General features: G+C 74.3%; 16 protein-coding genes. 12 read left to right on the forward strand and 4 right to left on the reverse strand.

Going from position 1 to position 24,200, the window contains the following annotated elements; translation table 11 throughout:
• Position 1 precedes the first annotated feature (1 nt).
• The 12 genes from ACF073_RS04905 (at position 2) to ACF073_RS04960 (ending at position 18,564) form a co-directional block, all read left to right on the forward strand.
• Positions 2-850 (forward strand): RimK family alpha-L-glutamate ligase, encoded by an 849-nt coding sequence (locus ACF073_RS04905; RefSeq protein ID WP_392066938.1) that lies wholly within the window; start codon positions 2-4, stop codon positions 848-850.
• On the forward strand, positions 847-1,827 hold the full coding sequence (argC, locus tag ACF073_RS04910) for an N-acetyl-gamma-glutamyl-phosphate reductase (RefSeq protein WP_392066939.1): 981 nt from the start codon (positions 847-849) through the stop codon (positions 1,825-1,827). Before ACF073_RS04905 ends, argC begins: the two co-directional genes overlap by 4 nt.
• Positions 1,828-1,857: 30 nt before the next feature.
• A complete protein-coding gene (locus ACF073_RS04915) occupies positions 1,858-2,706 on the forward strand; it encodes a [LysW]-aminoadipate kinase (protein ID WP_392066940.1) in 849 nt (282 codons plus the stop codon).
• Complete coding sequence (locus ACF073_RS04920; protein WP_392066941.1) at positions 2,703-3,803, forward strand: M20/M25/M40 family metallo-hydrolase; 1,101 nt, start codon at positions 2,703-2,705, stop codon at positions 3,801-3,803. The genes ACF073_RS04915 and ACF073_RS04920 overlap by 4 nt, the downstream gene beginning before the upstream one ends.
• An 11-nt stretch (positions 3,804-3,814) precedes the next feature.
• Positions 3,815-4,633, forward strand: a complete 819-nt coding sequence (locus tag ACF073_RS04925; RefSeq protein WP_392066942.1) for an SDR family oxidoreductase — start codon at positions 3,815-3,817, stop codon at positions 4,631-4,633.
• A 122-nt stretch (positions 4,634-4,755) separates the two neighbouring features.
• Positions 4,756-8,166 (forward strand): amino acid adenylation domain-containing protein, encoded by a 3,411-nt coding sequence (locus tag ACF073_RS04930; protein ID WP_392066943.1) that lies wholly within the window; start codon positions 4,756-4,758, stop codon positions 8,164-8,166.
• A gap of 73 nt (positions 8,167-8,239) precedes the next feature.
• A complete protein-coding gene (locus tag ACF073_RS04935) occupies positions 8,240-10,054 on the forward strand; it encodes an AMP-binding protein (RefSeq protein WP_392066944.1) in 1,815 nt (604 codons plus the stop codon).
• Between the two features lie 44 nt (positions 10,055-10,098).
• Complete coding sequence (locus ACF073_RS04940; RefSeq protein ID WP_392066945.1) at positions 10,099-10,311, forward strand: MbtH family protein; 213 nt, start codon at positions 10,099-10,101, stop codon at positions 10,309-10,311.
• Positions 10,312-10,355: 44 nt separating this feature from the next.
• Positions 10,356-15,701, forward strand: coding sequence for a beta-ketoacyl synthase N-terminal-like domain-containing protein (locus ACF073_RS04945; protein WP_392066946.1), 5,346 nt, complete (start codon positions 10,356-10,358; stop codon positions 15,699-15,701).
• On the forward strand, positions 15,701-16,957 hold the full coding sequence (locus tag ACF073_RS04950; RefSeq protein WP_392066947.1) for a cytochrome P450: 1,257 nt from the start codon (positions 15,701-15,703) through the stop codon (positions 16,955-16,957). The genes ACF073_RS04945 and ACF073_RS04950 overlap by 1 nt, the downstream gene beginning before the upstream one ends.
• Complete coding sequence (locus tag ACF073_RS04955; protein WP_392066948.1) at positions 16,950-18,017, forward strand: methyltransferase; 1,068 nt, start codon at positions 16,950-16,952, stop codon at positions 18,015-18,017. Before ACF073_RS04950 ends, ACF073_RS04955 begins: the two co-directional genes overlap by 8 nt.
• A 112-nt stretch (positions 18,018-18,129) precedes the next feature.
• Positions 18,130-18,564 (forward strand): VOC family protein, encoded by a 435-nt coding sequence (locus ACF073_RS04960; RefSeq protein ID WP_392066949.1) that lies wholly within the window; start codon positions 18,130-18,132, stop codon positions 18,562-18,564.
• Positions 18,565-18,589: 25 nt separating this feature from the next.
• Here ACF073_RS04960 and meaB read toward each other — a convergent pair whose 3' ends face one another.
• The 4 genes from meaB to ACF073_RS04980 form a co-directional block, all read right to left on the reverse strand.
• Positions 18,590-19,594 carry a methylmalonyl Co-A mutase-associated GTPase MeaB gene (gene meaB / locus ACF073_RS04965; protein ID WP_392066950.1) on the reverse strand — a complete coding sequence of 335 codons (1,005 nt, stop codon included), beginning with the start codon at positions 19,592-19,594 and terminating at the stop codon, positions 18,590-18,592.
• A gap of 5 nt (positions 19,595-19,599) precedes the next feature.
• Complete coding sequence (scpA, locus tag ACF073_RS04970; RefSeq protein ID WP_392066951.1) at positions 19,600-21,774, reverse strand: methylmalonyl-CoA mutase; 2,175 nt, start codon at positions 21,772-21,774, stop codon at positions 19,600-19,602.
• Positions 21,774-23,588 carry a methylmalonyl-CoA mutase family protein gene (locus ACF073_RS04975; RefSeq protein ID WP_392066952.1) on the reverse strand — a complete coding sequence of 605 codons (1,815 nt, stop codon included), beginning with the start codon at positions 23,586-23,588 and terminating at the stop codon, positions 21,774-21,776. The genes scpA and ACF073_RS04975 overlap by 1 nt, the downstream gene beginning before the upstream one ends.
• A gap of 114 nt (positions 23,589-23,702) precedes the next feature.
• Positions 23,703-24,200, reverse strand: coding sequence for a MarR family winged helix-turn-helix transcriptional regulator (locus ACF073_RS04980; RefSeq protein WP_392066953.1), 498 nt, complete (start codon positions 24,198-24,200; stop codon positions 23,703-23,705).

A 24,200-nucleotide genomic window follows, 5' to 3' on the forward strand; every position in this document is an offset into this window, starting at 1 on the left:
GGTGCGGCCGTCCGATCCTTTGGTCATTGTCGCCACCAGAATTAGGGTCGAGGAACGCATGCTGATCGAGGCGCTCGAACGCCGTCGCCTGCCCTTTGCGCACATCGACGACCGCCGGCTCGTCTACCGGGTCGGGGGCCCGCCGCCGGCCTGGCGGGCCGTGTTCAACCGGGCGCTGTCCGCCACCCGTCGCATCGAGGTCAGCCGCTACTGCGAGGCCGTCGGTGTGCCGGTGCTCAACGCGGCGGCCACCCTGGACCGTTGCGACAACAAGATCGCCGGCACGCTCGCCCTGCACGGGGCCGGACTGCCGGTGCCCGACACCTGCGTGGCCCTGGATCCCGCGCACGGCACCGAGGCCGTCGCACAGGTCGGCTATCCGGCCGTGGTCAAGCCCGTCGTCGGCTCCTGGGGACGCGGCCTCGCCCGGGTCAACGACCCCGACGCGGCCGAGGCCGTCTTCGCGCTGCGCGAGCAACTGCCTTCGCCCATACAGAAGTTGGGGTACGCGCAGCAGTACGTGCCCGGACGTGATCTGCGGGTGCTGGTGGTCGGGGACCGGGCCGTCGCGGCGATCGAGCGGAGCAGCGGGCACTGGGTCCGCAACACCGCGCGCGGCGCCCGGCCCACGGCCCGCACGGTCGACGCCGCCCTCGCCGACCTGGCCGAGCGGGCGGCCCGCGCGGTCGGCGGCGGCATCCTCGGCGTCGACCTGCTGGAGAACGACGACGGCCGACGGGTGGTGCTCGAGGTCAACGGCGGCGTGGAGTTCCACGGCCTCGCCGAGGCACACCCCACGCTGCGCATCGCCGATCTGATGATCGATCACGCCTTGGAGCTCGCCGCATGAAGGTGTCCGTCCTCGGGGCCGCCGGCTACGTCGGGGGAGAGCTGGTGCGCCTGATCCTCGGCCACCCCGGCCTCGAACTCGTCCAGGCCACGTCCCGCCGGTACGCCGGCGGCCCGCTCGGCGCCGTCCACCCCAACCTGCGGCATGTGGCCGCCCCCCGGTTCACCGACCCGGAACACCTGGAGACCGTGGACGCGCTGTTCACCGCCCTGCCCGCGGGCGAGGCCCGCAAGCTGCTGCCCCGTCTCGCCGGCAGCGCGCAGGTACTGGTCGATCTCGGCCGGGACTTCCGCGACCCCCGGGACACGGAGTCGGCGGGCTTCGTCCCCGGGCTGCCCGAACTGCACCGCGCCGAGCTGGCCGGAGCGGACCGGATCAGCGTGCCCGGCTGCATGGCCACCGCCGCTGTCCTCGGACTGCACCCGCTCGCCGAGGCCGGCGCGGTCGACGGCGATGTGCTCGTCGACGCCCGCAGCGGCTCCAGCGGATCCGGCGCCACGCCCGGCGAGAGCACCCACCACGCCGAGCGCCAGCACGCCCTGCGGATCTACCGGGCCACCGGCCACCGGCACCAGGACGAGATCGCCCGGCTCACCGGGCTGCGGACCAGGATGACGGTCACCGCCGTACCGCTGGTGCGCGGCGTGCAGGTGATCGCCCATGTCCGGCCCGCCCGTCCGCTCACCCGCGCCGAGGTGTGGGAGCTGTACCGCCGCCGCTACGGTGCGGAACCCTTCGTCCGGCTGGTCGCCCGGCGTGCCGGACTGCACCGGCTGCCCGACCCGCAGTTCGTCACCGGCTCCAACTTCACCGACGTCGGCTTCGACCTCGACGCGGACGGCGGCCGGGTGGTGGTGGTCGCGGCCCTGGACAACCTGGTCAAGGGCGCGGCGGGCGGCGCCGTGCAGAGCCTGAACGCGGCACTTGGCCTTCCCGAGTCCACCGCGGTGGACTTCCCCGGCCTGCATCCGGTGTAGGGGAGGAGACGGGTGACGGACGGGACCGACATGACAGACGTACCGGATGCGACGGCCGCCGACGGGCCGCTCGTGGTGAAGCTCGGCGGCGGCATGGACCCCGGCCCCGCCCTCGACGACCTGGCGGCGCTCGCCGCGCACGGCCGCGGCCTCGTGGTGGTGCACGGCGGCGGCGCCGAGGCCGACCGGCTCTCCGCCCAGCTGGGACTGCCGGTCCGCACGGTCACCTCGCCCGACGGCACCCGGGGCCGGCGCACCGACGACGCGGCCCTCGACGTCCTGGCGATGGCCCTGCTGGGGCGGGTCAAACCGGCTCTGGTCCACGGCCTGCGGGCGCGCGGGGTGGCCGCCGCCGGGGTCAGCGGCGCCGACGGCGGCCTGCTCACCGCCGAACGCAAGACCGCCCTGCGCAGCGTGGAGAACGGCCGCACCCGGCTGCTGCGCGACGACCGCTCGGGCCGGGTCACCGGGGTACGGCCGGGGATCCTGCACGCCCTGCTGGCCCAGGGCCTCGTGCCCGTGGTGTCCCCGCCCGCCGCCGACGCCACGGGCAGCCTCCTCAACGTCGACTCCGACCAGGTCGCCGCCGCGCTCGCCGAGGCGCTGCCCGCCGCCGCCCTCGTCCTGCTCACCGACGCGCCCGGAGTACTGGCCGACCCCGCCGACCCGGGCAGCCTCATCGCCCGGCTGCCCTGCGGACCCGAGGTGCCGGCGGCGGCCACCGGCCGGATGCGCCACAAGGTGCGGGCCGCCGCCCGCGCCCGCCGGGCGGGCGTCGGCCAGGTCGTGATCGCCCACGGCCACACGGCCCGGCCGGTGCGCACCGCCCTCGCCGGCGGCGGCACGGCGTTCGCCGGACCCGGAGAGGAGCTCGGATGACCACCGGCGACCCGGCCGAGGAGGAGACGGTACGGCTGCTGCGCGCCATGCTGTCCATCCCCTCGGTCTCCGGGGACGAGGCACGGCTCGCGGCCTTCCTGGCCGAGTGGATGACCGGGCTCGGCATGACCGCCTGGGTCGACGCCGCAGGCAACGCGCACGGCGTCGCCGGACCACCGGACGCGCCCACCGTGCTGCTCCTCGGCCACCTCGACACCGTCCCCGGCGCCGTGCCGAACCTGCGCGTCGGCGACCTGCTCTACGGGCGGGGCGCGGTGGACGCCAAGGGCCCGCTGGCCGCGATGATCGTCGCCGCCTCCCGGTCCCGTACGGTCCGCGCGCACGTGGTCGGCGCGGTCGGCGAGGAGGTCCCCGGCTCCCGCGGTGCCCGGCACCTGCTGGAGACCCTGCCCGCCCCGGACGCCGTCGTCATCGGCGAACCCAGCGGCTGGGACGGCATCTGCCTCGGCTACAAGGGCCGGGTCGGGGTCGTCTACCGGGTCGACAAACCGCTCCTGCACACCAGCAGCCCCGAACCGACCGCCGTCGAGGACGCCGTGGCCTTCTGCGACCTCGTCCGCGACCATCTGCGCCGGCACTCGGACGGCACCGACCCGGTCTCCTTCGACACCGCCGCCGCCACCCTGGTCGAGCTGCGCGGCGACCTCGGCCACGCCGAGGCCTTCCTGACCTGCCGGGTGCCGCCCGGCTTCGACTTCGACCTGTTCGAACGGCGCCTCGGCGGGCACTCCGCCGGCGTCACCGCCTTCGACGAACGGGTCCCGGCCGTCCGCAGACCCCCCGGCGACCCGGTCGCCCGGGCCCTGCGGGCCGCCGTGCGCGCCCAGGGCGGCACACCCGTGCTGAAACTGAAGGCGGGCACGTCCGACATGAACGTGGTGGACGCGTGGCACGTCCCGATGGCCGCGTACGGCCCCGGCGACGCCCATCTCGACCACACCAGCGACGAACACATCGCGGTGGCGGACCTCACCCGCGCCGTCGCCGTCCTGGACACGGCACTCGCCCGGCTGGGCGGGCTGCTCGGGGCGAAGGCGACGGTCGGCGCGGGGACCGCCGGGCGCGGAGCGGGCTGAGGGGGAGACAGGTGCGGATCGAAGGACGGATCGCCGCGATCACCGGCGCCGCGCGCGGGCTCGGCCGCTCGCACGCGCTGCTGTTCGCCAAGGAGGGCGCGGACCTGCTGCTGATGGACCGCTGCCAGGAGGACGGCCCCTACCCGCTCGCCGGGCGCCGGGAACTGGAGGAGACCGCGGCCGACTGCCGGCGCCTGGGCGCGCGCGTGGTCACCGCCGTCGCCGACGTCCGCGAGCAGGCCGCCGTGGACGCGGCCGTCGCCGCCGGACTCGACGAGTTCGGCCGGATCGACATCCTGCTGAACAACGCGGGACTGCTCGCCCCCGGCGGTGTGCGCGCGCACGAGCTGAGCGAGGAGGACTGGACGCTGGTGGTGGACGTCAACCTCAACGGCACCTGGCGGTGCTGCCGCGCGGTCCTGCCGGCCATGGTCGCCCAGCGCTCCGGCGCCATCGTCAACACCGCCTCGGTCGGCGGTCTCGTCGCCTACGAGATGTACTCCAGCTACGTCGCCTCCAAGCACGCGGTGATCGGCCTGACCAAGGCGCTCGCCCTGGAGTACGGGCGGCTCGGCATCCGGGTGAACGCCGTCTGCCCGAGCACGGTGGCCGCCGCGGACCGGGCGGAGACCTCCAGCACCGCCGCGGTGGCCGCCGGCATGGGCGCCTCGCTGGAGGACTACGAGCGCAGCTCCACCTCGTACCACCCCATCGGCCGGCTGGTGTCGGCCGAGGAGGTCTCGGCGGCCTGCCTCTGGCTGGCGGGACCGGAGTCGGCCGGCACCACCGGCAGCGCCCTGACGGTGGACGGGGGCTTCACCGCGCGCTGACGCCGGCCCCGGCACCCTCAGCCGCCGGCAGGGGCGCGGGGCGAGGCACGGCGCGCGGGGCCCGGCGGATGTGCCCGGGGAGGGACCGGCACAGCGGGCACAGAACCGAAAGGAGTGGGGGGATGACCGGGAGACCGGACGACGCGGGCCTCGACGAGGCGCTGCAACGGCGGCTGGCCGCTCTCGCGCCCGAACGGCGCGCACTGGTCCTGCGCCTCATGGCGCAGCAGGAGGACACGGACGACATGCCCGGCGTGCACAGACGCCCGGCCGGACTCACCGAGATACCCGCCTCCTTCGAGCAGGAGCGGCTCTGGTTCATGAACGAGCTGCTCACCCACCGCGAGATCTTCCACGTGCCGACCGCGCTGCGGCTGCGCGGCACCCTGGACGTCGCCGCGCTGCGCCGCGCCCTGGCCCGGGTCACCGCCCGCCACGAGGCGCTGCGCACGGTGTTCCGGGCCGGCCCCGACGGCCCGCGCCAGGTCGTCCTCGACACCATGGACGCGCCCCTGACCGTCGAGGACTGCCGGGCCGAACCCGACCCGGAGCGCGCCGCCCGGGAACGCGCGTCGGCCGCCCTCGCCGAACCCTTCGACCTGGCCACCGGGCCGCTGCTGCGCTGCCGGCTGCACCGCATCGCCGACGACGACCAGCTGCTCCTGCTCGTGCAGCACCACATCGTCTCCGACTACTGGTCGCTGGGCATCCTGCTGGCCGACCTGGGCGAGGCGTACGCCGTCGAACGCGGCGCCCCCGACCGCACGGAACCGCTGGAGCTGCACTACCCCGACTTCGCGTACTGGCAGCGGCAGACGCTCGACGGCGAGCGGCTCAAACGCCAGCTGGACTACTGGCGCGAGCAGCTGGCCGACCCGCCCGGCACGCTCCAGCTCCCCACGGACCGCCCCCGGCCCGCCGTCCGGGGCAGCCGGGGCAGCTTCCACCGGGTGGAGTTCCCGGCCGGGCCGGTGGCCGGGCTGCGCCGGATCGCGCAGGAGAACGACACCACGCTCAACGTCGCCTTCCTGGCCTGCTACATCGCCGCGCTGGCCCGGTTCACCCGCCAGGACGACCTCGTCGTCGGCGTGCCCGTGGCCGGCCGGCTCGGTGCGGAGCAGCAGCGGATGGTCGGCTACTTCCTCAACTGGCTGCCGGTCCGCGTCCCTCTCGGCGGACGCCCCTCGCTCCGCGAACTCGTCCGCCGCACCCGGGACACCTTCACCGGCGCCCTCGCCCACCAGGACCTGCCCTTCGACATGCTGGTGCGCGAACTCCAGCCGGACCGGGTCCCCGGCGTCACCCCCGTCTTCCAGACCTCCTTCAGCCTGCGCGACGCCGCCCCGGTGCCGCCCCGGCTGCCCGGCCTCGACACCGAGTTCGCCGACCTGGACGGCGGCGCCACCCACTTCGACCTGATGGCCGAGCTGTGGTGCGAGGACGACCGGGTGGTCGGCTATCTGCCCTACGACGACGAGCTGTTCGATCCCGGCACGGTCGCCGACCTCGCCCGCTGGACCACCCGGCTGCTCACCGAGGCCGCGGCGGACCCCGACCGCCCGCTCGCCGCCGTCCCGCTGCTCGGCCCCGAGGAGCAGGCCGCCGTGATCCGTGGCCCCGAACCGGCCGCCCAGCAGGTCACCGGCACCCTGCACGAACGGTTCCGGGCCCAGGCGCGGCGGCGCCCGGACGCCCTCGCCGTCAGCGACGAACAGGGCTCCCTCACCTACCGGGAGCTCGACCAGCGCGCCAACCGGCTCGCCCATGTGCTGCGGGAGCGGGGCGTCGGGCCCGGCGACGTCGTCGGCCTGCTGATGGAGCGCACCCGCGACCTGGTCGCCGCCGTCCTCGGCGTCCTCGCCACGGGCGCCGCCTATCTGCCGATCGACCCCGACAACCCCGCCGAGCGCACCGCGCGGCAACTCGCGGACTGCGCCGTCCCCGTCGTCGTGCACAGCCCCGGCACCGCCGGCCGCCTGCCCGGCTCCGCACCCCCCGCCCTCCTCGCCGACTGGACGGCGGGACCCCTCGCCGCGGCCCCCGGGACCCCGCCGCCCGCCGAGGCCGGCCCCGGCCACCCCGCGTACGTGATCCACACCTCCGGGTCCACCGGCACCCCCAAGGGCGTCGTCGTCACCCACGGCAACGTGCTGCGCCTGTTCGCCGCCGCGGAGGAGGAGTTCAGGCCCGGCCCGGACGACGTGTGGACGCTGTTCCACTCGTACGCGTTCGACTTCTCCGTCTGGGAACTGTGGGGCGCCCTGCTGTACGGCGGGCGCGTCGTCGTCGTCCCGCACTGGACCAGCCGCGCCCCGGACGCCTTCCTCGACCTGCTCGGCCGCGAAGGCGTGACCGTGCTCAGCCAGACCCCGTCCGCCTTCCACCAGCTGGCCGCCGTCGCGATCGCCGCCGGAGCCCTCCCCGCCGCGCTGCGCACCGTCGTCTTCGGCGGCGAGGCCCTCGACCCCGGCGCGCTCGCCGGCTGGTTCGCCGCCTTCGGCGACCGGCGGCCCCGCCTGGTGAACATGTACGGGATCACCGAGACCACCGTGCACGTCACACTCCGCCCGGTCACCGGCGCCGACACCGCCGAGACCGCCTCCCCGATCGGCGGCCCGCTGCCCCACCTGTCCCTGTACCTGCTCGACGACGAACTGCGCCCGGTACCCGACGGACTGCCCGGCGAGATCTTCGTCGGCGGCGGGGGAGTGGCCCTGCGCTACCAGGGCGCCCCCGCGCAGACTGCCGCCCGGTTCCTGCCCGACCCCTACAGCCCCCTGCCCGGCGCCCGGATGTACCGCTCGGGAGACCTCGCGCTGCGGCGGCGCGACGGCGAACTCGTCCACCTGGGCCGCGCCGACCAGCAGCACAAGATCCGCGGGCACCGCATCGAACTCGGCGAGATCCGGGCCGCGCTGCTCCGCCTCGACGGGGTGGCCGGCGGCGCGGTCCTCGTCACCGACGACCGGCTCCGCGGCAAGACCCTCGTCGCCTGCGCCGTCCCCGCCGAAGGCGCCGGCCTCACCCCCACCCGGGTACGCCGCGCCCTGCTGCGCACCCTGCCGGAGTGGATGGTCCCGGCCACCGTGCTCGTGGTCGCCGAACTCCCCCTCACCCGCAACGGGAAGCTCGACGAACGGGCCCTCGGGGCGCTGCGCCGGGAGGAGGAACGGGCCCACGAGCCCCTCACCCCGCCCGAGGGCCCGACCGCCGAGGCCCTGGCCGCGATCTGGGCCGACCTGCTGGACACCGGCAGCCGCGGCGTCGGCGCCGAGGACAACTTCTTCGAACTCGGCGGGCACTCCCTGATGGTGGTCCAGCTCGTCTCCCGCATCCACAGCGAACTCGGCGTGGCGGTCCCGATGGAGACGCTGTTCCTGCGGCCCGGCCTCCAGGCGATGGCCGACGCCCTCGACGCGGCGGACGGGACCCCGGCCGAGGGGATCGACGTACGCGACGAGGACTGGCTCGGCACGCTGTCCGAGGCCGAGATCGACGCCATGCTCGCCGCGCTCGACGACGACCGGTCCTGACCCGGCACCCCCTGCGCGCCCACCGCCCCAGCCAGCGACGCACCGACCCCCGCCGACCGAGGGAGCACGCCCCATGGAACCGACCGTACCCGCGATGGTCGAGGAGCACGCCCGGACCCGTCCGCACGCCGCCGCGATCACGCGCGGTGCGCAGCGGCTCGACTACGGCGAACTCAACCGCCGGGCCAATGTGCTGGCCGCCCGGCTGACCGCGCGCGGGGTGCGGCGCGGCACGGTCGTCGGCGTGCACCTCGGCCGGTCCGCCGAGTGGGTCGTCGGCATGCTGGCGGTCCTCAAGCTCGGCGCGGTCTGCATGTCCCTCGACCCCAAGGCCCCCGCCGAACGGACCGCACGGGCCATCAGGAGCGCGGCACCCGCCGTCGTCCTCACCGGCACCCGCGACGGCGGGGAGCCGCCCGGCACCGCACCGGTCCTGTCCCTCGACGACCTGGCCGACGACCCGGGCGACCCCGGTGACCCCGGCGTCGAGATCCACCAGGACGACCTCGCCTTCGCCATGCACACCTCCGGCTCGTCCGGCCGCGCCAAGATCGTGCTCGCCCAGCACAGCTGGCTCACCCACGGCGTGGCCACCGGTGTCGCCGTCAACCGCACCACCGCCGCCGACCGCGGCTCCTGGCTCGCCCCGGCCGGCGCGGGCATCGCCGTCCACGAGGTGTGCATGCTGCTGTGGGCCGGCGCCGCCCTGCACATCGCCGAACCCGAGACGGTCGCCTCCCCGCCCGCCCTGCGCGCCTGGCTGCTGGAGCACCGGATCACCCAGACCTTCGTCGTCACCCCGGTCGGCGAGACCCTCCAGACGCTCGACTGGCCCGCCGGCACCGAGCTGCGGCTGATGTCCCTCGGCGGCGACAAGCTCAACGGCTGGGCCCCCGCCGGCCTGCCCTTCGAGGTGGCCGTCTCCTACGGCTCGCTGGAGGCGTTCCAGATCGCCAACTCCCTGCACCCCTGGGAGCGGCGCTGCACCCCCGCGACCGCCACCGCCGCCGACCGGGCCGCGCCGCCACCGGTCGGACGGCCGCTGCCCGGCGTCACCGTGCACCTGCTGGAGGAGGACCTCACCCCGGTCGCCCCCGGCGCCATCGGCGAGGTGTGGGTGGACTCGCCCGCGCTCTCCCTCGGCTACCTCGGCAACCCGGCGCTCACCGCCGACAAGTTCCGCCCCGACCCCTTCGGCGCCCCGGGCGGACGCCTCTACCGCACCGGCGACGCCGGCCGGCTGCGCCCCGACGGCGTGCTGGAGCACCGCGGCCGGATCGACGACGTGGTGAAGATCCGCGGCCACCGGGTGGAGGTCGGCGAGGTCGAGTGGGCGCTCGGCCGGCATCCCCGCGTCACCCGGGTCTGCGTGGTCGGGGTGCCCGAGGACGGCCAGCACCAGCTGGTCGCCTGCCTGGTCACCGACGGACCGGTCAGCCCGCGCGAACTGCGCGCGCACGCCGCGGCCCAGCTCCAGGACTTCATGGTCCCGGTGGCGTACGTGCTGATGGACCGGCTGCCGGTGAACACCTCCGACAAGATCGACCGCCGGGCCCTGCCCCCCGCCGACTGGCGCACGTGGCGCCCCTCCCGCCCGTACCGCGAGCCGCGCGGCGAGACCGCCCTCGGCCTCGCTTCCCTCGTCGCGGAACTGCTCGCCGTGGAACGCGTCGGCGCGGACGACAACTTCTTCGAACTAGGCGGCGACTCGCTGCTCGCCGCACAGCTCCAGACCCGGATCGAGGAACGCTTCGGCATCCGCCTCCGCATGGAGGACCTGATGGCGGCCGAGACCCTCACCGATCTCGCCGAGCGCGTCGTGCGCACCGGCGACCGGGGCGGCCGGACCGATCGGCTGCCGCCGATCGTGCGGCGATCCCGTTCCTGACGCCCGTCAGTCCCGATCACCCCAGACCCCGGAAGGTGGCGCACATGGCCGATGACGAACAGCAGTACCACGTGGTGGTCAACGCCGAGGAGCAGTACTCGATCTGGCCCGCCGACCGCGAGATCCCCGCCGGCTGGTCGCCGGCCGGTTTCGACGGGCCCAAGCAGCTCTGCCTCGACCACATCGCCGAGGTCTGGACGGACATGCGCCCGCTCAGCCTGCGCCGGCGGCTCGGCGCGAGCGGCACAGCGGGTTGAACGGCACGGAAGCGGACGCGACGACCGACCAACGTGGAGGGCAAGTGCACGAGCACGACGTTCAGCAGCCGGACGACGCCATCGCGATCATCGGGATGAGCTGCCGGTTCGCCCCCGACCTCGACACCCCGGGACGCCTGTGGGAGGCGCTGCTCGCCGGGCGCAGCTCGATCGGGGAGATGCCCGGCAAGCGCTGGGACCCGTACGCGGCGCAGAGTCCCGACGCCACCGCCATCCTGCGCCGGACCACGCGCAAGGGCATGTACCTCGACGACATCGAGGGATTCGACGCCGACTTCTTCCGGATCACCCCCCGGGAGGCGGAGTTCCTCGACCCCCAGCAGCGCATCCTCCTGGAACTCGCCTGGGAGGCGCTGGAGGACGCCGGCGTGCCGCCGCTCGCCCTGCGCGGCACCGGCACCGGCGTGTACATGGCGGCCAACTCCAACGACTACGGCAGACGGCTGCTGGAGGACCTCTCCAGAACCGGCGCCTGGGCCGTCAACGGCACCACCTTCTACGGGATGGCCAACCGGATCTCCTACTTCCTCGACGTCAAGGGACCGAGCATGGCGGTCGACACCGCCTGCGCCGGATCGCTGACCGCCCTGCACGTCGCCTGCCAGGCCCTCCGGCTGGACGAGACGCCGGTGGCCCTCGTCGGCGGCGTCAACATCATCGCCAGCCCCGCCCTGAACGTCGCCCTCGACGCGGCCGGCGCGACCTCACCCGACGGCCGCAGCAAGGCGTTCGACCGCGCGGCGGACGGCTACGGGCGCGGCGAGGGCGCCGGTGTCGTGGTCCTCAAGCGGCTGTCCGACGCCCGCCGGGACGGCGACCCGATCCGCGCCCTGATCATCGGCAGCGGTGTGCACCAGGACGGCCGGTCCGACGGCATGATGGCGCCCAGCGGCGAGGCCCAGGAGCGCATGCTCCGCGAGATCTACGAGCGGTCCCGGATCTCCCCCGGTTCGATCGGCTACGTCGAGGCGCACGGCACCGGCACCCAGGCCGGCGACCGCGCCGAGATACACGCCCTCGCCGCCGTCTTCGGCGCCGGCCGGGCGGCCGACGACCCCTGCCTCGTGGGCACCCTCAAGCCCAACATCGGCCATGTGGAGGCCGCGTCCGGGATCGCCGGGGTGATCAAGACCGTCCTCGCCATGGAACACGACGAGCTGCCGCCCAGCGTGCACCGGGAACCCGACCCGGAGCTGGGGTTCGAGGACAACGGGCTGCGCCTGATCGCCGGGACCACCGCCTGGCCGGCCCAGGACACCCCGCGGCGCGCGGGCGTCTCCAGCTACGGCGTCGGCGGCACCATCAGCCACCTGATCCTCCAGGAACCGCCCGCCGGCCGGCCCGCCGCCGAACCGGCCGCCGACCCCGGGCACCGGGTCTTCCCGCTCTCCGCGATGTCCGAGGCGGGCGTGCGCGACCTCGCCGAGGCCACCGCCGCCTGGCTGCGCTCCCATCCCGCGGCCGGCCTCGACGGGATCGCCCACACCCTGGCCCACCGCCGCTCCCACCTCGATGCCAGAGCCGCCGTCGTCGCCGCCACCGCCGAGCAACTCGCCGCGGGCCTCGACGTCCTGGCCGCCGGCGAGCGCGCCCCCGAGGTGGTCACCGCACGCGTCCTGCCGCCCGCGGCGGCCGGTCCCGTATGGGTGTTCTCGGGCCACGGGGCCCAGTGGACCGGCATGGGCCGCGACCTGCTGCGCGACGAACCCGTCTTCGCCCGGACCATCGACGGCCTGGCCGGCGTCTTCCAGGAGGAACTGGGCTGGACCCCGCGCTCGGTGATCGAGGAGGGCGGCCCCTGGACCGTCACCGTGGTCCAGGCGATGACCTTCGCGATCCAGGCCGCGCTCGCCGAGACCTGGTCCGCCCGCGGGCTGACCCCGAGCGCCGTGATCGGCCACTCGGTCGGCGAGATCGCCGCCTGCGTCGCCGCCGGAGCCCTCGACCGCACCGACGCCGCGCGCTTCGCCTGCCGGCGGGCGCGCGCGCTCCAGCGCGTCGCCGGACGCGGCGGCATGGCGCTGGTCGGCGAGTCCCTTGCCGACGTCGAACAGCACCTGGACGGCTGGGACGGCCTGGTCGCCGCGATCTCCGCGAGCCCCCGCGCCACCGTGGTCTCCGGCGACGCCGAGACCATCGGGCACCTCGTCACCGAGTGGACCTCGGTCGGCATCGAGGTGCGCCGCGTCGACACCGACGTGGCCTTCCACAGCCCGCACGTGGACGAGGTGCTCGACGAGGTCACCGAGGCCGCCCGGCAGCTGACCGCCCGCACCCCGCACACCACCCTCTACAGCACCGCCCTCGCCGACCCGCGCGGCACCGCCCCCCGCGAGGGCGGCTACTGGCGCACCAACCTGCGCGAGCAGGTACGTTTCGCCCAGGCCGTCACGGCCGCCTTCGAGGACGGCCACCGGGTCTTCCTCGAAGTCTCCTCGCACCCGGTGGTCGCCCAGTCCGTCCGGGAGACCGCCGAGCACCTCGGCATCGAGGACCCGCACGTCGCCGTGTCCATGCGGCGCGACACCCCCGGCGTGCCCACCCTGCTGCGCGCGCTGGCCGAACTGCACTGCCACGGCGCCGCCGTGCGCTGGCCGGACCGGGACGGCGAGCTGCTCACGCTGCCCACCACCCGCTGGCAGCACCGGCCGTACTGGATCTTCCCGGAGAGCGCGGCCGAGAGCCACGGCCGCGGCCACGACCCGGACACCCACACCCTGCTCGGCGGCCGGATGACCGTCGCAGGATCCCCGGCCCAGCAGGTCTGGCAGACCCATCTCGACATGGACTGCCGCCCGTACGCCCAGAGCCACAAGGTCGTCGGTGTCGAGACCGTGCCGGCCTCCGTGGTGCTGCACACCTTCATCACCGCGGCCACCGCCGCCACCGACGGCGACCGGCACGCGGGCCTGCGGGACATCGTCTTCCGCACCCCGCTCGCCGCCCAGCCGCCGCGCGTGGTCCAGGTCGTGCTGGACCAGAACCAGGCCCGGCTCGCCAGCTGCCTCCAGCGCGGCGCCGGCGAGGGCGCCCACCAGGAACTGGAGTGGCTCACCCACACCACCGCCACCGTCGACCGGACCGCGGTCGTCGGCAGCCGCCCGCTGGAGGACATCCAGACCATCAGGGACCGCTGCCCCGAGGAATGGACCTGGACCCGCGTCGACACCATGTTCCGCAACATGGGCGTCGACGGGTACACCTTCCCGTGGGTGGTCACCGAACTGCGGCGCAACGACGTCGAGCAGTTCGCCACCGTCGTCATCGACCACGAGCCCAAGCTGCACCCCAGCAGCTGGACCGCCGTCATCGACGGCGCCCTCACGGTCAGCGGCGTCCTGGTGACGAAGGAGGACGCCACCGCGCTGCGCACCTCCTCGCACATCGAGGCGATCGCCTACCGGGGCGACCCGCCGCCGCGGATCATCGTGCACACCACCCGCTCCGCCACCGACCCCGACACCACCATCGACGTACGGATCGCGGACGAGAGCGGACAGGTGGTCTGCGAGGTCACCGGCCTGCGCTACACCGTCGTCCAGGACCGTCCGGGCGGCATCATGGCGCCCCGCGAGCTGGTGCACGAGATCGCCTGGCGGCCCGTGGAGGTCAAGGAGGGCGGCGCCCGGCCCGCCCGGCTGCTGCTGCTCGGCGACGGGACCGTCACCGAGTCCCTCGCCCGCGACCTCGGTGACTCCGGCGTGCGCTGCCGCCGCCTGGGCTCGGCCACCGAGATCGCCGAACTCTCCCTCGACGAACCCGGCGTGCTGCTGGTCGCCCCGCCCCGGCAACTGCCCGACGAGACACCGGAGAAGGCCGCCGAGCGGTGCGCCTGGACCCTGATCGAGGCCGTCCAGGCGCTCGGCCGCCGGCTCGCCGAACGGGCCGACCCCGACACCGAGTCGCCGCTGCGGCTGTGGTGCCTCACCCAGGGCGTCCGCTCCACCGACCAGGAGGCCGCGCTCGCGCACGCCCCGCTGTGGGGCGTCTCCCGGATCACCGCGGGGGAACGCCCCGACCTGTGGGGCGGGGTGCTGGACGTGGGCCCCGAACTGCTGGGCTTCGACGGCGACACCCCGGACCGGGTGCTGCGGGTGCTGTCCGCGCTGCCCGGCGCCGAGGACGTCGTCTCGCTCACCAAGGACGGCGTCGCGGTGGCCCGGCTCGCCCAGATCGACCGGCCCGCGGGCTCCGGCGGTGTGCGCTGCCGCCCCGACGGCACCTATCTGATCACCGGCGGTGTCGGCGCACTCGGTCTGGAGGTCGCCCGCTCACTGGTCGAACGGGGCGCCCGCCGGCTGGTCCTGGTCAGCCGCGGCGGCCTGCCGCCCCGCTCCGCCTGGGCCGAAGCGGACGACCCGGCGGTGCGCCGCAGGATCGACGCGGTGCTCGCCCTGGAGGCGCTCGGCGCGACGGTCCGGGTGCTCGCCCTGGACATCTCTGACGGCGAGCAGGCCGCCGCCGCCCTCGACCCCGCCGCCCTCGACCTGCCGCCGATCCGGGGTGTGGTGCACGCGGCCGGTGTGGTCGCCGACGCCCTGGTCGACCACGTCGACCGGTCCGGGCTGCGGCACGCCATGGCACCCAAGATGCTCGGCGCGATGGTCCTGCACCGGATGTTCCCGCCCGGAACGCTCGACTTCATGGTGCTGTTCTCCTCCTGCGGCCAGCTCGCCCGGCTCACCGGCCAGGCCAGCTACGCGGCGGCCAACTCCTTCCTCGACGGCCTCGCCGCGCACCGCGGGGCCGGCGGCGCCACCGACACCGTCAGCCTGGCGTGGACCTCCTGGCGGGGCGCGGGCATGGCCGAGACCACCGCCGGCACCACCACCATCGAGGCGGAGTCCCGGGGCCTCGGCAGCATCTCCATCACCGAGGCGTTCCGCGCCTGGGCCTTCGCCGACCGCTTCGACAGCCGGTACTACGCCATCCTGCGCGTGCTGCCGGAGCGGCGGCTGCCCGTCTTCAGCGAACTGAACGCCGTCACCGAGGACGACGCGGCCGTCGCCGGCGGCGTCACCGACTGGTCCGCGCTGACCGGCGAGGAACTCGCCGAGCGGGCCGAGGCCGAGGTGAACGACCAGGTCGCCGCCGAACTCAACCTGCCCGCGACCGACATCGACCCGAACCGCCCGCTGGTGGACCTCGGAGTGGACTCCGTCCTCACCGTCGGACTGCGGGTCCGGCTCAACCGCCGGTTCGGCATCGACCTGCCGCCGACGATCCTGTGGAGCAACCCGACGGTCGCCTCGCTCGGCGCCTACCTGGCCGAGGAGCTGACCCGGCGGGGCGCCGAGGAGGGCGCCACCGGCGGGGCCGGCGAGCACGACGAGGCCGACGAGGGCAACGAGGGCAACGAGGAGGACTGATGAGCACGGCGCGGCAGGATGCCGTCGACCGCCTGGTGCGGGAGTTCGACTGGCACGATCCCGAGTACACGCCCGACCTGGCCGAGGAAGTCAACCGAGTGATCAGGGAGCGCTCAGCCGTCGGCTGGACGCCCGCGCACGGCGGGCTGTGGATCCTGTCGCGCCACGACGACGTCCGGGCGGCCCTCAAGGACCACACCGTCTTCAGCTCCGGCTCCGGTGTGTTCCATCCGAGGGCCGCCGGGATGCCCCTGTTCTCACCGATCGAGTTCGACCCGCCCGAGCACGGCGAGCTGCGCCGGCTGATGGCCCCGCCCCTGCACAACGAGGAGGTGCGCCGTCTCGGGACCGGGGTCGCCGCGCTGGCGGCCGAGCTGATCGGCCCGCTCGCCGGACGCGGCCACGGCGACTTCGTCGCCGAAGTGGCCCATCCGCTGGCCATCGGAGTGCTGGCGCTGGCCATCGGCCTGTCCGAGAACGCCCAGGACCGGGTCCGCGAACTGACCAGCAATCTGTGGCAGCACCTGTCCAAGGACAGCGACGCGGACGAGTTCTGGCCGCAGTTCCGCGAGCTGCTGGCCGACGAGGTCCGCGCAGCCCGCGCCGAGCCGGGCGACCACTATCTGTCCCGGCTCGCGCGCACCACCGTCGACGGCCGGCCCCTGGAGGAGGAGCGGCTGCACTCGATCATCGTGTCGCTGTGCATCGCCGGCCACCAGACCACCCTCAACACCCTCAGCCGGATGCTGTGGAACCTCGCCCGCAACCCGGAGATCCAGCGCCGGCTGCGGGCCGAGCCCGAGCTGATCCCCGTGGTCGGCGACGAGACGATGCGCCGCTGGTGCCCGACCGACCGCTTCACCCGGGTCACCACCCGGGACGTCTCGATCGCCGGGACGACCATCCCGCGCGGCGCCCGGGTCGTGCTGCTGCTGGACGCGGCCAACCGGGACCCCGCCAAGTTCCCCGACCCCGACGCCTTCTCCCTCGACCGGGGCACCTCCCACCACCATCTCAGCTTCGGCCACGGCATCCACCACTGCCTGGGCGCCGGACTGGCCCGGGCGGAGTTCCGCGCCGTCCTGCACGAACTGGCCCGGCACCCCGTCTACCACCTGGACGGCGAGTCGGAGCGGCACTTCGAGAACGGCCGGCACGTCGTCTTCGACCAGGTGCGGGTGCGCTTCGAGGACACGGACGGCGAAGGCCCCGGACACCCGGACGACCGGAACGGAGAAGAGGCGCACGATGACTGAGCCGCTGCACCCCACGGAGCAGGCGCCGCCGGACCTGTCCGGCCTGCTGCGGATCACCGGCGGGATGTGGGCCGCGCAGACCCTGGCGGGCGCCGTCGAGATCGGCCTGTTCACCCATCTCGCCGCCGCCGGCGGCGCGACCGCCGGCGAACTGGCCGCCGGCCTCGGTCTGGGCGCCCGCCCGGCCGAGGTCCTGCTCACCGCCTGCGCGGCCCTCGGCCTGCTGCACACGGACGGCCCGCCCGACCCGGGTGCCCCGGCGGGCCCGCGATACCGCAACAGCCCCGCCGCCGACACCTATCTGGTCCGCGAACGCCCGCACTACCTGGGCGACTACATCATCATGGTCCGCGACCACACCACCCCGGGCTGGCTGCGGATCACCGAGGCCCTGCGCTCCGACACCCCCAGCCGCTGGGCCCCCGAGCAGCACGAGCGCATCTTCGACGAGGAGAACCGGTCCACCGCCTTCTGGGACGGCCTGTTCCCGCTCTCCCGTCTCACCGCGCGCGCCCTGGGCGAGGCCGTCGACCTCGGCGGCACGGACCGGCTGCTGGACGTCGGGGGCGGCGGCGGAGCCTTCGCCATCGAGCTGTGCCGGCGCTTCCCGCGGCTCAGGACCACCGTCTACGACCTGCCGTTCGTCTGCGCGTACACCGAGAAACGGGTGGCGGCGGCCGGCCTGTCCGAGCGGATCTCGCTGCGTCCGGGGGACTTCTTCGCCGAGCCGGAGCTGCCCGCCGGGCACGACGCGGTCCTGCTGTCGATGATCCTGCACGACTGGGACGAGCCCCGGAACCGGCGGCTGCTCGCCGCCTGCCACCGGGCCCTGCCCCCGGGCGGCCTGATCGTGGTCAGCGAACTGCTGGTCGACGACGACAAGACCGGCCCCCTGGACGCCGCCCTGATGAGCATGAACATGCTGGCCGGAACCTGGGGGCGCAACTACACCGCCGCCGAGTACGGCGGCTGGCTCCGCGAGACGGGCTTCCGGGCGGTGCGGACCGTGCGGTTCGAGGGGCCGGGGGCGAACGGAGCCGTCATAGCCCGAAAGGAGTAGGGCCGTTTGGGCGGCCCCGTACGGGCGAGGCACGATGGATCGGTCAGGCAGGCGCCGGCTCCCCTCGGGGGAGCCGGCGCCGAACCCCCGAACCACACCCCTGGACAGCGCCATGGCGATCCGAGCACAGGTGACCTTCGACTCCGAGAACCCGCACGACCAGGCGGAGTTCTGGGCCGTCGCCCTCGACTACGTCGTGCAGCCGCCACCGCCGGGCCACGGGTCGTGGGAGGAGTTCGCCGAGTCCATCGGCCTGCCCGAGGACCGGTGGGACTGCCTGGCCGCCGTCGTCGACCCGGACGGCGCCGGCCCCCGGGTGCTCTTCCAGAAGGTGCCCGAGGGCAAGGCGGTCAAGAACCGCGTCCACCTCGACGTCCAGATCAGCCACCCCGACGGCCACCGCAGCCCGGCCGGGCAGGAGCGGATCGCCCGCCATGTCGCCAGGCTGGTCGACGCCGGCGCCAAGGTGCTGCGCGAGGTGGACGAGCCCACCGGCTTCTGCGTGGTGATGCAGGACCCCGAGGGCAACGAGTTCTGCGTCGGCTGACACCCGGGCGGGGCCCGCCCGGGTGTCAGCTCCCGGCGGGCGGAGCCGTACGGCCCTCGAAAGCGGCCAGGATCCGCTCCGCCGCCAGGGTCGCCGTCAACCGGCCCTGTCTGACCTGCTGTTCGAGCCCCGGAGTGGCGGCGCGCACCGCCGGATCGGCGTGCAGCCTGCCCAGCAGCTCGTCGCGGACCATCGCCCAGGTCCAGTCGACCTGCTGGTCCCGGCGCTTGGCGGTGAGCCGCCCGGTGGAGTCGAGCAGCGCGCGATGCCGCTCCAGCCGCTCCCAGACCGTGTCGAGACCCGCGGTCTCCCGGGCGCTGCAGTGCAGCACTGGCGGCGTCCAGAAGGCGTCCTTGCCGTGCATCAGCCGCAGCGCGCCCGCCAGTTCACGGGCGGCGGCCTTCGCGTCGCGCTCGTGCGGGCCGTCCGCCTTGTTGACGGCGATCACGTCGGCCAGTTCCAGGACGCCCTTCTTGATGCCCTGGAGCTGGTCGCCGGTGCGGGCCAGCGTCAGCAGCAGAAACGAGTCGACCATGTCGGCGACCGCCGTCTCGGACTGGCCGACACCGACGGTCTCCACCAGGATCACGTCGTAGCCGGCCGCCTCCATCACCACCATCGACTCCCGGGTGGCCTTGGCGACGCCGCCCAGCGTGCCCGCGCTGGGGGAGGGCCGGACGAAGGCCGCCGGGTCCACCGCGAGCCGCTCCATCCGGGTCTTGTCGCCCAGGATGGAGCCGCCCGTACGGGTCGAGGACGGGTCGACGGCCAGCACCGCCACCCGGTGGCCCAGCGAGGTCAGCATCGTGCCGAACGCGTCGATGAACGTCGACTTGCCGACACCCGGCACCCCGCTCACACCGATCCGCCGCGCCCGGCCGCTGTGCGGCAGCAGCTCGGTGAGCAACTGCTGGGCCAGGGACCGGTGCTGTGGCCGGGTGGACTCGACGAGCGTGATGGCGCGGGCCACCAGGGCCCGCTTCCCGTCGAGCACACCCTTCACGTACGTGTCGAGATCGATCGCTGCCATCGGCGCTACAGCTCGTGGCCGAGGCCGGCCGACAGCTGCTTGATCAGGTCGTGGGCCGCGTCCGGGATCACCGTCCCGGGCGGGAACACGGCCGTGGCGCCCATCTCCAGCAGGGTCGGCACGTCCTGCGGCGGGATCACCCCGCCGACCACGATCATGATGTCCTCACGGCCTTCCTCGGCGAGCTGCTCGCGCAGCGCCGGGACGAGCGTGAGGTGGCCGGCGGCCAGCGAGGACACCCCGACCACGTGCACGTCCGCCTCGACCGCCTGCCGGGCGACCTCCTCGGGCGTCTGGAACAGCGGGCCGACGTCGACGTCGAAACCGAGGTCGGCGAAGGCGGTCGCGATCACCTTCTGGCCGCGGTCGTGGCCGTCCTGGCCCATCTTGGCGACCAGGATGCGCGGCCGGCGCCCCTCGGCCTCCTCGAACGCGTCCACCAGCGCCCGGGTGCGGTCCACCGACGGGGACTGGCCTGCTTCGTTGCGGTACACACCGGAAATCGTACGGATCTGGCTCGCGTGCCGTCCGTACACCTTCTCCAGGGCGTCGGAGATCTCGCCGACGGTGGCCTTGGCACGGGCCGCGCGCACGGCCAGCTCCAGCAGGTTCTCCGTGCCGTCGGCCGCCCGGGTCAGCGCGTCCAGGGCGTCCTGGCAGACCTGCTCGTCCCGCTCCGCCCGCAGCCGCCGCAGCTTCTCGATCTGCTGGGCGCGCACCGAGGAGTTGTCGACCTTGAGGACGTCGATCTGCTCGTCGGAGTCCACGCGGTACTTGTTGACGCCGATCACCGGCTGGCGCCCGGAGTCGATGCGGGCCTGGGTGCGGGCCGCCGCCTCCTCCACGCGCAGCTTCGGGATACCGGCGTCGATGGCCTGCGCCATGCCGCCGGCCTGCTCCACCTCCTGGATGTGCGCCCAGGCCTTGCGCGCCAGGTCGTACGTCAGCCGTTCCACGTAGGCGCTGCCGCCCCACGGGTCGATGACCCGGGTGGTGCCGGACTCCTGCTGGAGGAGCAGCTGGGTGTTGCGGGCGATGCGCGCCGAGAAGTCGGTGGGCAGCGCGAGCGCCTCGTCGAGCGCGTTGGTGTGCAGCGACTGGGTGTGGCCCTGGGTGGCCGCCATCGCCTCCACACAGGTGCGGGTGACGTTGTTGAAGACGTCCTGCGCGGTCAGCGACCAGCCCGAGGTCTGCGAATGGGTGCGCAGCGAGAGGGACTTGGTGTTCTTCGGGTCGAACTGCGCGACCAGCTTGGCCCACAGCAGCCGGGCCGCGCGCAGCTTCGCGACCTCCATGAAGAAGTTCATGCCGATCGCCCAGAAGAACGAGAGGCGCGGCGCGAACGCGTCCACGTCCAGGCCGGCCTCCCGGCCCGCGCGGATGTACTCCACACCGTCCGCGAGCGTGTACGCCAGCTCCAGGTCGGCCGTCGCGCCCGCCTCCTGGATGTGGTAACCGGAGATGGAGATGGAGTTGTAGCGGGGCATCCGCTGCGAGGTGAAGGCGAAGATGTCGGAGATGATCCGCATCGACGGCTTCGGCGGATAGATGTAGGTGTTGCGGACCATGAACTCCTTCAGAATGTCGTTCTGAATGGTTCCGGCCAGCTTCTCGGGCGGTACGCCCTGCTCCTCCGCCGCCACGATGTACAGCGCGAGCACCGGCAGCACGGCGCCGTTCATCGTCATCGACACGGTCATCTTGTCCAGCGGGATGCCGTCGAACAGCTGCCGCATGTCGTAGATCGAGTCGATGGCCACGCCCGCCATGCCGACGTCGCCGGTCACCCGCGGGTGGTCGCTGTCGTAGCCCCGGTGCGTGGGCAGGTCGAAGGCGACCGACAGGCCCTTCTGGCCGGCCGCCAGATTGCGCCGGTAGAACGCGTTGGACTCCTCGGCGGTGGAGAAGCCCGCGTACTGGCGGATCGTCCAGGGCTGGTTGACGTACATCGTCGGGTACGGGCCGCGCAGATACGGGGCCATGCCCGGGTAGGTGCCGAGGAAGTCCAGCCCCTCCAGGTCACGGCCGGTGTACAGCGCCTTGACCCCGATGCCCTCCGGGGTCTCCCACAGCGGCTGCGCGCCGCCGGCGGCCCGCTCGACGGCCGTACGCCACTCGCCGTCGGTGCCGTCGGCGACCGGGGTGCCCAGCTCGATGCCCGAGAAGTCGGGGATTCCCATCAGGACACTCCCATGCGGTCAAGGGTCGCGGACAGCACATCCACGGCGTCACAGCCCGCGAAGACGTACGAATCGATGCCGGAGTAGTCTCCCCGGCCCGCCAGGAACACATGCCGGGCGCCGGCCGCGCGCAGCGCCCCGGCGCTCTCCGCGGCCTCTTCGGCGTAGCGGCCGTCGCTGGAGCACAGCACGGCCTCGGTGGCGCCGCTGTCCTCGAAGCGGCCCTCGGTGACCGGCTCGATGCCGCCGGCCTGGAAGAGGTTGGCGGCGAACGTCGAGCGGGCGGTGTACTCGGCGGCGGAGCCGATCGTGGCCAGGAAGATCCGGGGACGGGCGCCGGTCGCCGCCAGATGGGCGTCGGAGCGGGCGCGCAGCTCCTCGTACGCCTCGTCGCGCCGCACCCGCGGCAGGCCGCCGGACGGCGGCTCGGGCGCGGGGGTCCGCTCCACCGGCTTCTCGGCCAGCAGCGGGAACTCGCTGACCCCGGTGATGGGTTCGCGGCGCTTGGCGAGCTTCTTGGACCGCTCCGCCCAGGTGGTCGCCAGGTCGGTGCGGATGCGTCCGGAGCGCAGCGCCGCGGCCTGGCCGCCGTCGCGCTCGACGGACCGGAAGAACTGCCAGGCGGCCTCGGCGAGTTCGTCCGTCAGCCGCTCGACGTACCAGGAGCCGCCCGCCGGGTCGATGACCCGGGCCAGGTGGGACTCCTCGATCAGGATGGAGGAGGTGTTGCGGGCGATGCGCCGGGAGAAGGCGTCGGGCAGGCCGAGCGCGTGGTCGAACGGCAGCACCGTCACGGAGTCGGCGCCGCCGACCCCCGCGGCGAGCGTCGCGATCGTCGTGCGGAGCATGTTCACCCACGGGTCGCGCCGGCTCATCATCACCGGCGAGGTCACCGCGTGCTGCACCTGCGCGCCCGCGCCCGGCGCCGCGCACACCTCGGCGACCCGCGCCCACAGCCGGCGTGCCGCGCGCAGCTTGGCGATGGTCAGGAACTGGTCGGCGGTGGCCGCGTAACGGAACTCCAGCTGGGCGATTGCCTCTTCCACGCCGAGCCCGGCCTCGGTCAGCTCGCGCAGATAGGCCACACCGGTGGCCAGCGAGGCGCCCAGCTCCTGCGCCGCCGAGCCGCCCGCCTCGTGGTACGGCAGCGCGTCCACGGTCAGCGCGCGCAGGCCCGGGTGGTGCCCGGCGCAGCGCGCTGCCAGCGCGGCGGCGGGCGCGAAGTCCAGTGCGGTGCCGGTGCGGGCCTCGTACCCGAGCGGGTCGGCGCCCAGGTTGCCGCGCGCGGCCCGCGGGTCCACGCCCCGCCGCTCGTACAGCCCGAGCAGCGCCTCGGCGGCGGCCGGGGTGTCGCGGCCCGCGTCCAGGACGACCGGCGCCAGATCGAGGTAGACCCCGTCCAGGGCCCGGCCCAGCTCGGAGACCGGGATGCCGCCCTCGCCCAGCACCAGCCAGAGGGAGGTGACGCCGTTCTCCAGGTCGGGGAGCACCGCGTCCGCCGAGCCGGCGCCGAGTGCCGTGTGCCGCTGCCGTACGTCCCAGCCGCCCGTGCTCGTGCCCTCCGGACGGCTGCCGCGTACGAACGGGGCGAAGCCCGGCAGACCGGGATCGGGCGCGCTGTCGCGCGCCGTGTAGAGGGGCCGGGTGCGCAGCCCGTCCTCCAGCGTCGTGGACAGGGCGTCCTCAGCTGCCGCGCCCGAGACTTCCTTGCCCGACTTGCGCAGTACGCCTTCGACCAGGCGTTGCCACTGCTCGTGCGTCGCGTCAGGGAACTCGGCGGCCAGTGAGAGCCCGTCGTCAGGCAGGACCGTCATGGTCCGGATGCTAGGGCAGGCGGCTGCGTCGCAGGCGGAGCGGCGGCTGTGAGGTTTCTCTTCTTGCGGTTGTGACTGAAGTCGCATCCGTACGGACAGGCATGTCCGGACCGCTCAGTGCGCCGCGTCGTCCAGGTCCGGTACGAGCGCGCACATGGCCGCCCGCTGGTCGGGGCCCATGGAGTCGGCGAGGGCCTGCCGGACGGTCCCGGCGAGCAGCGCGGAGGTCTCGCGCAGCAGCTCACGCGCCGTGTCGGTGAGGGCGACCCGCACGCCGCGCTTGTCGCCGCACACGGTCGTGCGGACGACGAGTCCGGCTCGCTGGAGGCAGGCGATCTGGTAGGTGAGGCGGGTCTTGGGGCGGCCCAGCAGGTCGGCGACCTGGGTCATCCGCAGCCCGTCGCGGGGCTGTTCGGCCAGCAGGCACAGGATCAGGAACTCGTCGTGGGAGACGTCGAGGGTCTCCTTCACGACCGACCGCAGCCGCTGCTCCACGGTGCCCGTCGCGGCCAGCAGGACCATCCAGGCGCGCAGCTCGTCCGGGAGCAGCCCGTCGCCGCTCGCGCGGGGGCAGGCGGGCTGGCTGGCGGTGCGGGCGTCGGAGCGGGACAT

The sequence above is a fragment of the Streptomyces sp. NPDC015171 genome (assembly GCF_043079545.1).
Classification (GTDB): Bacteria; Actinomycetota; Actinomycetes; order Streptomycetales; family Streptomycetaceae; genus Streptomyces.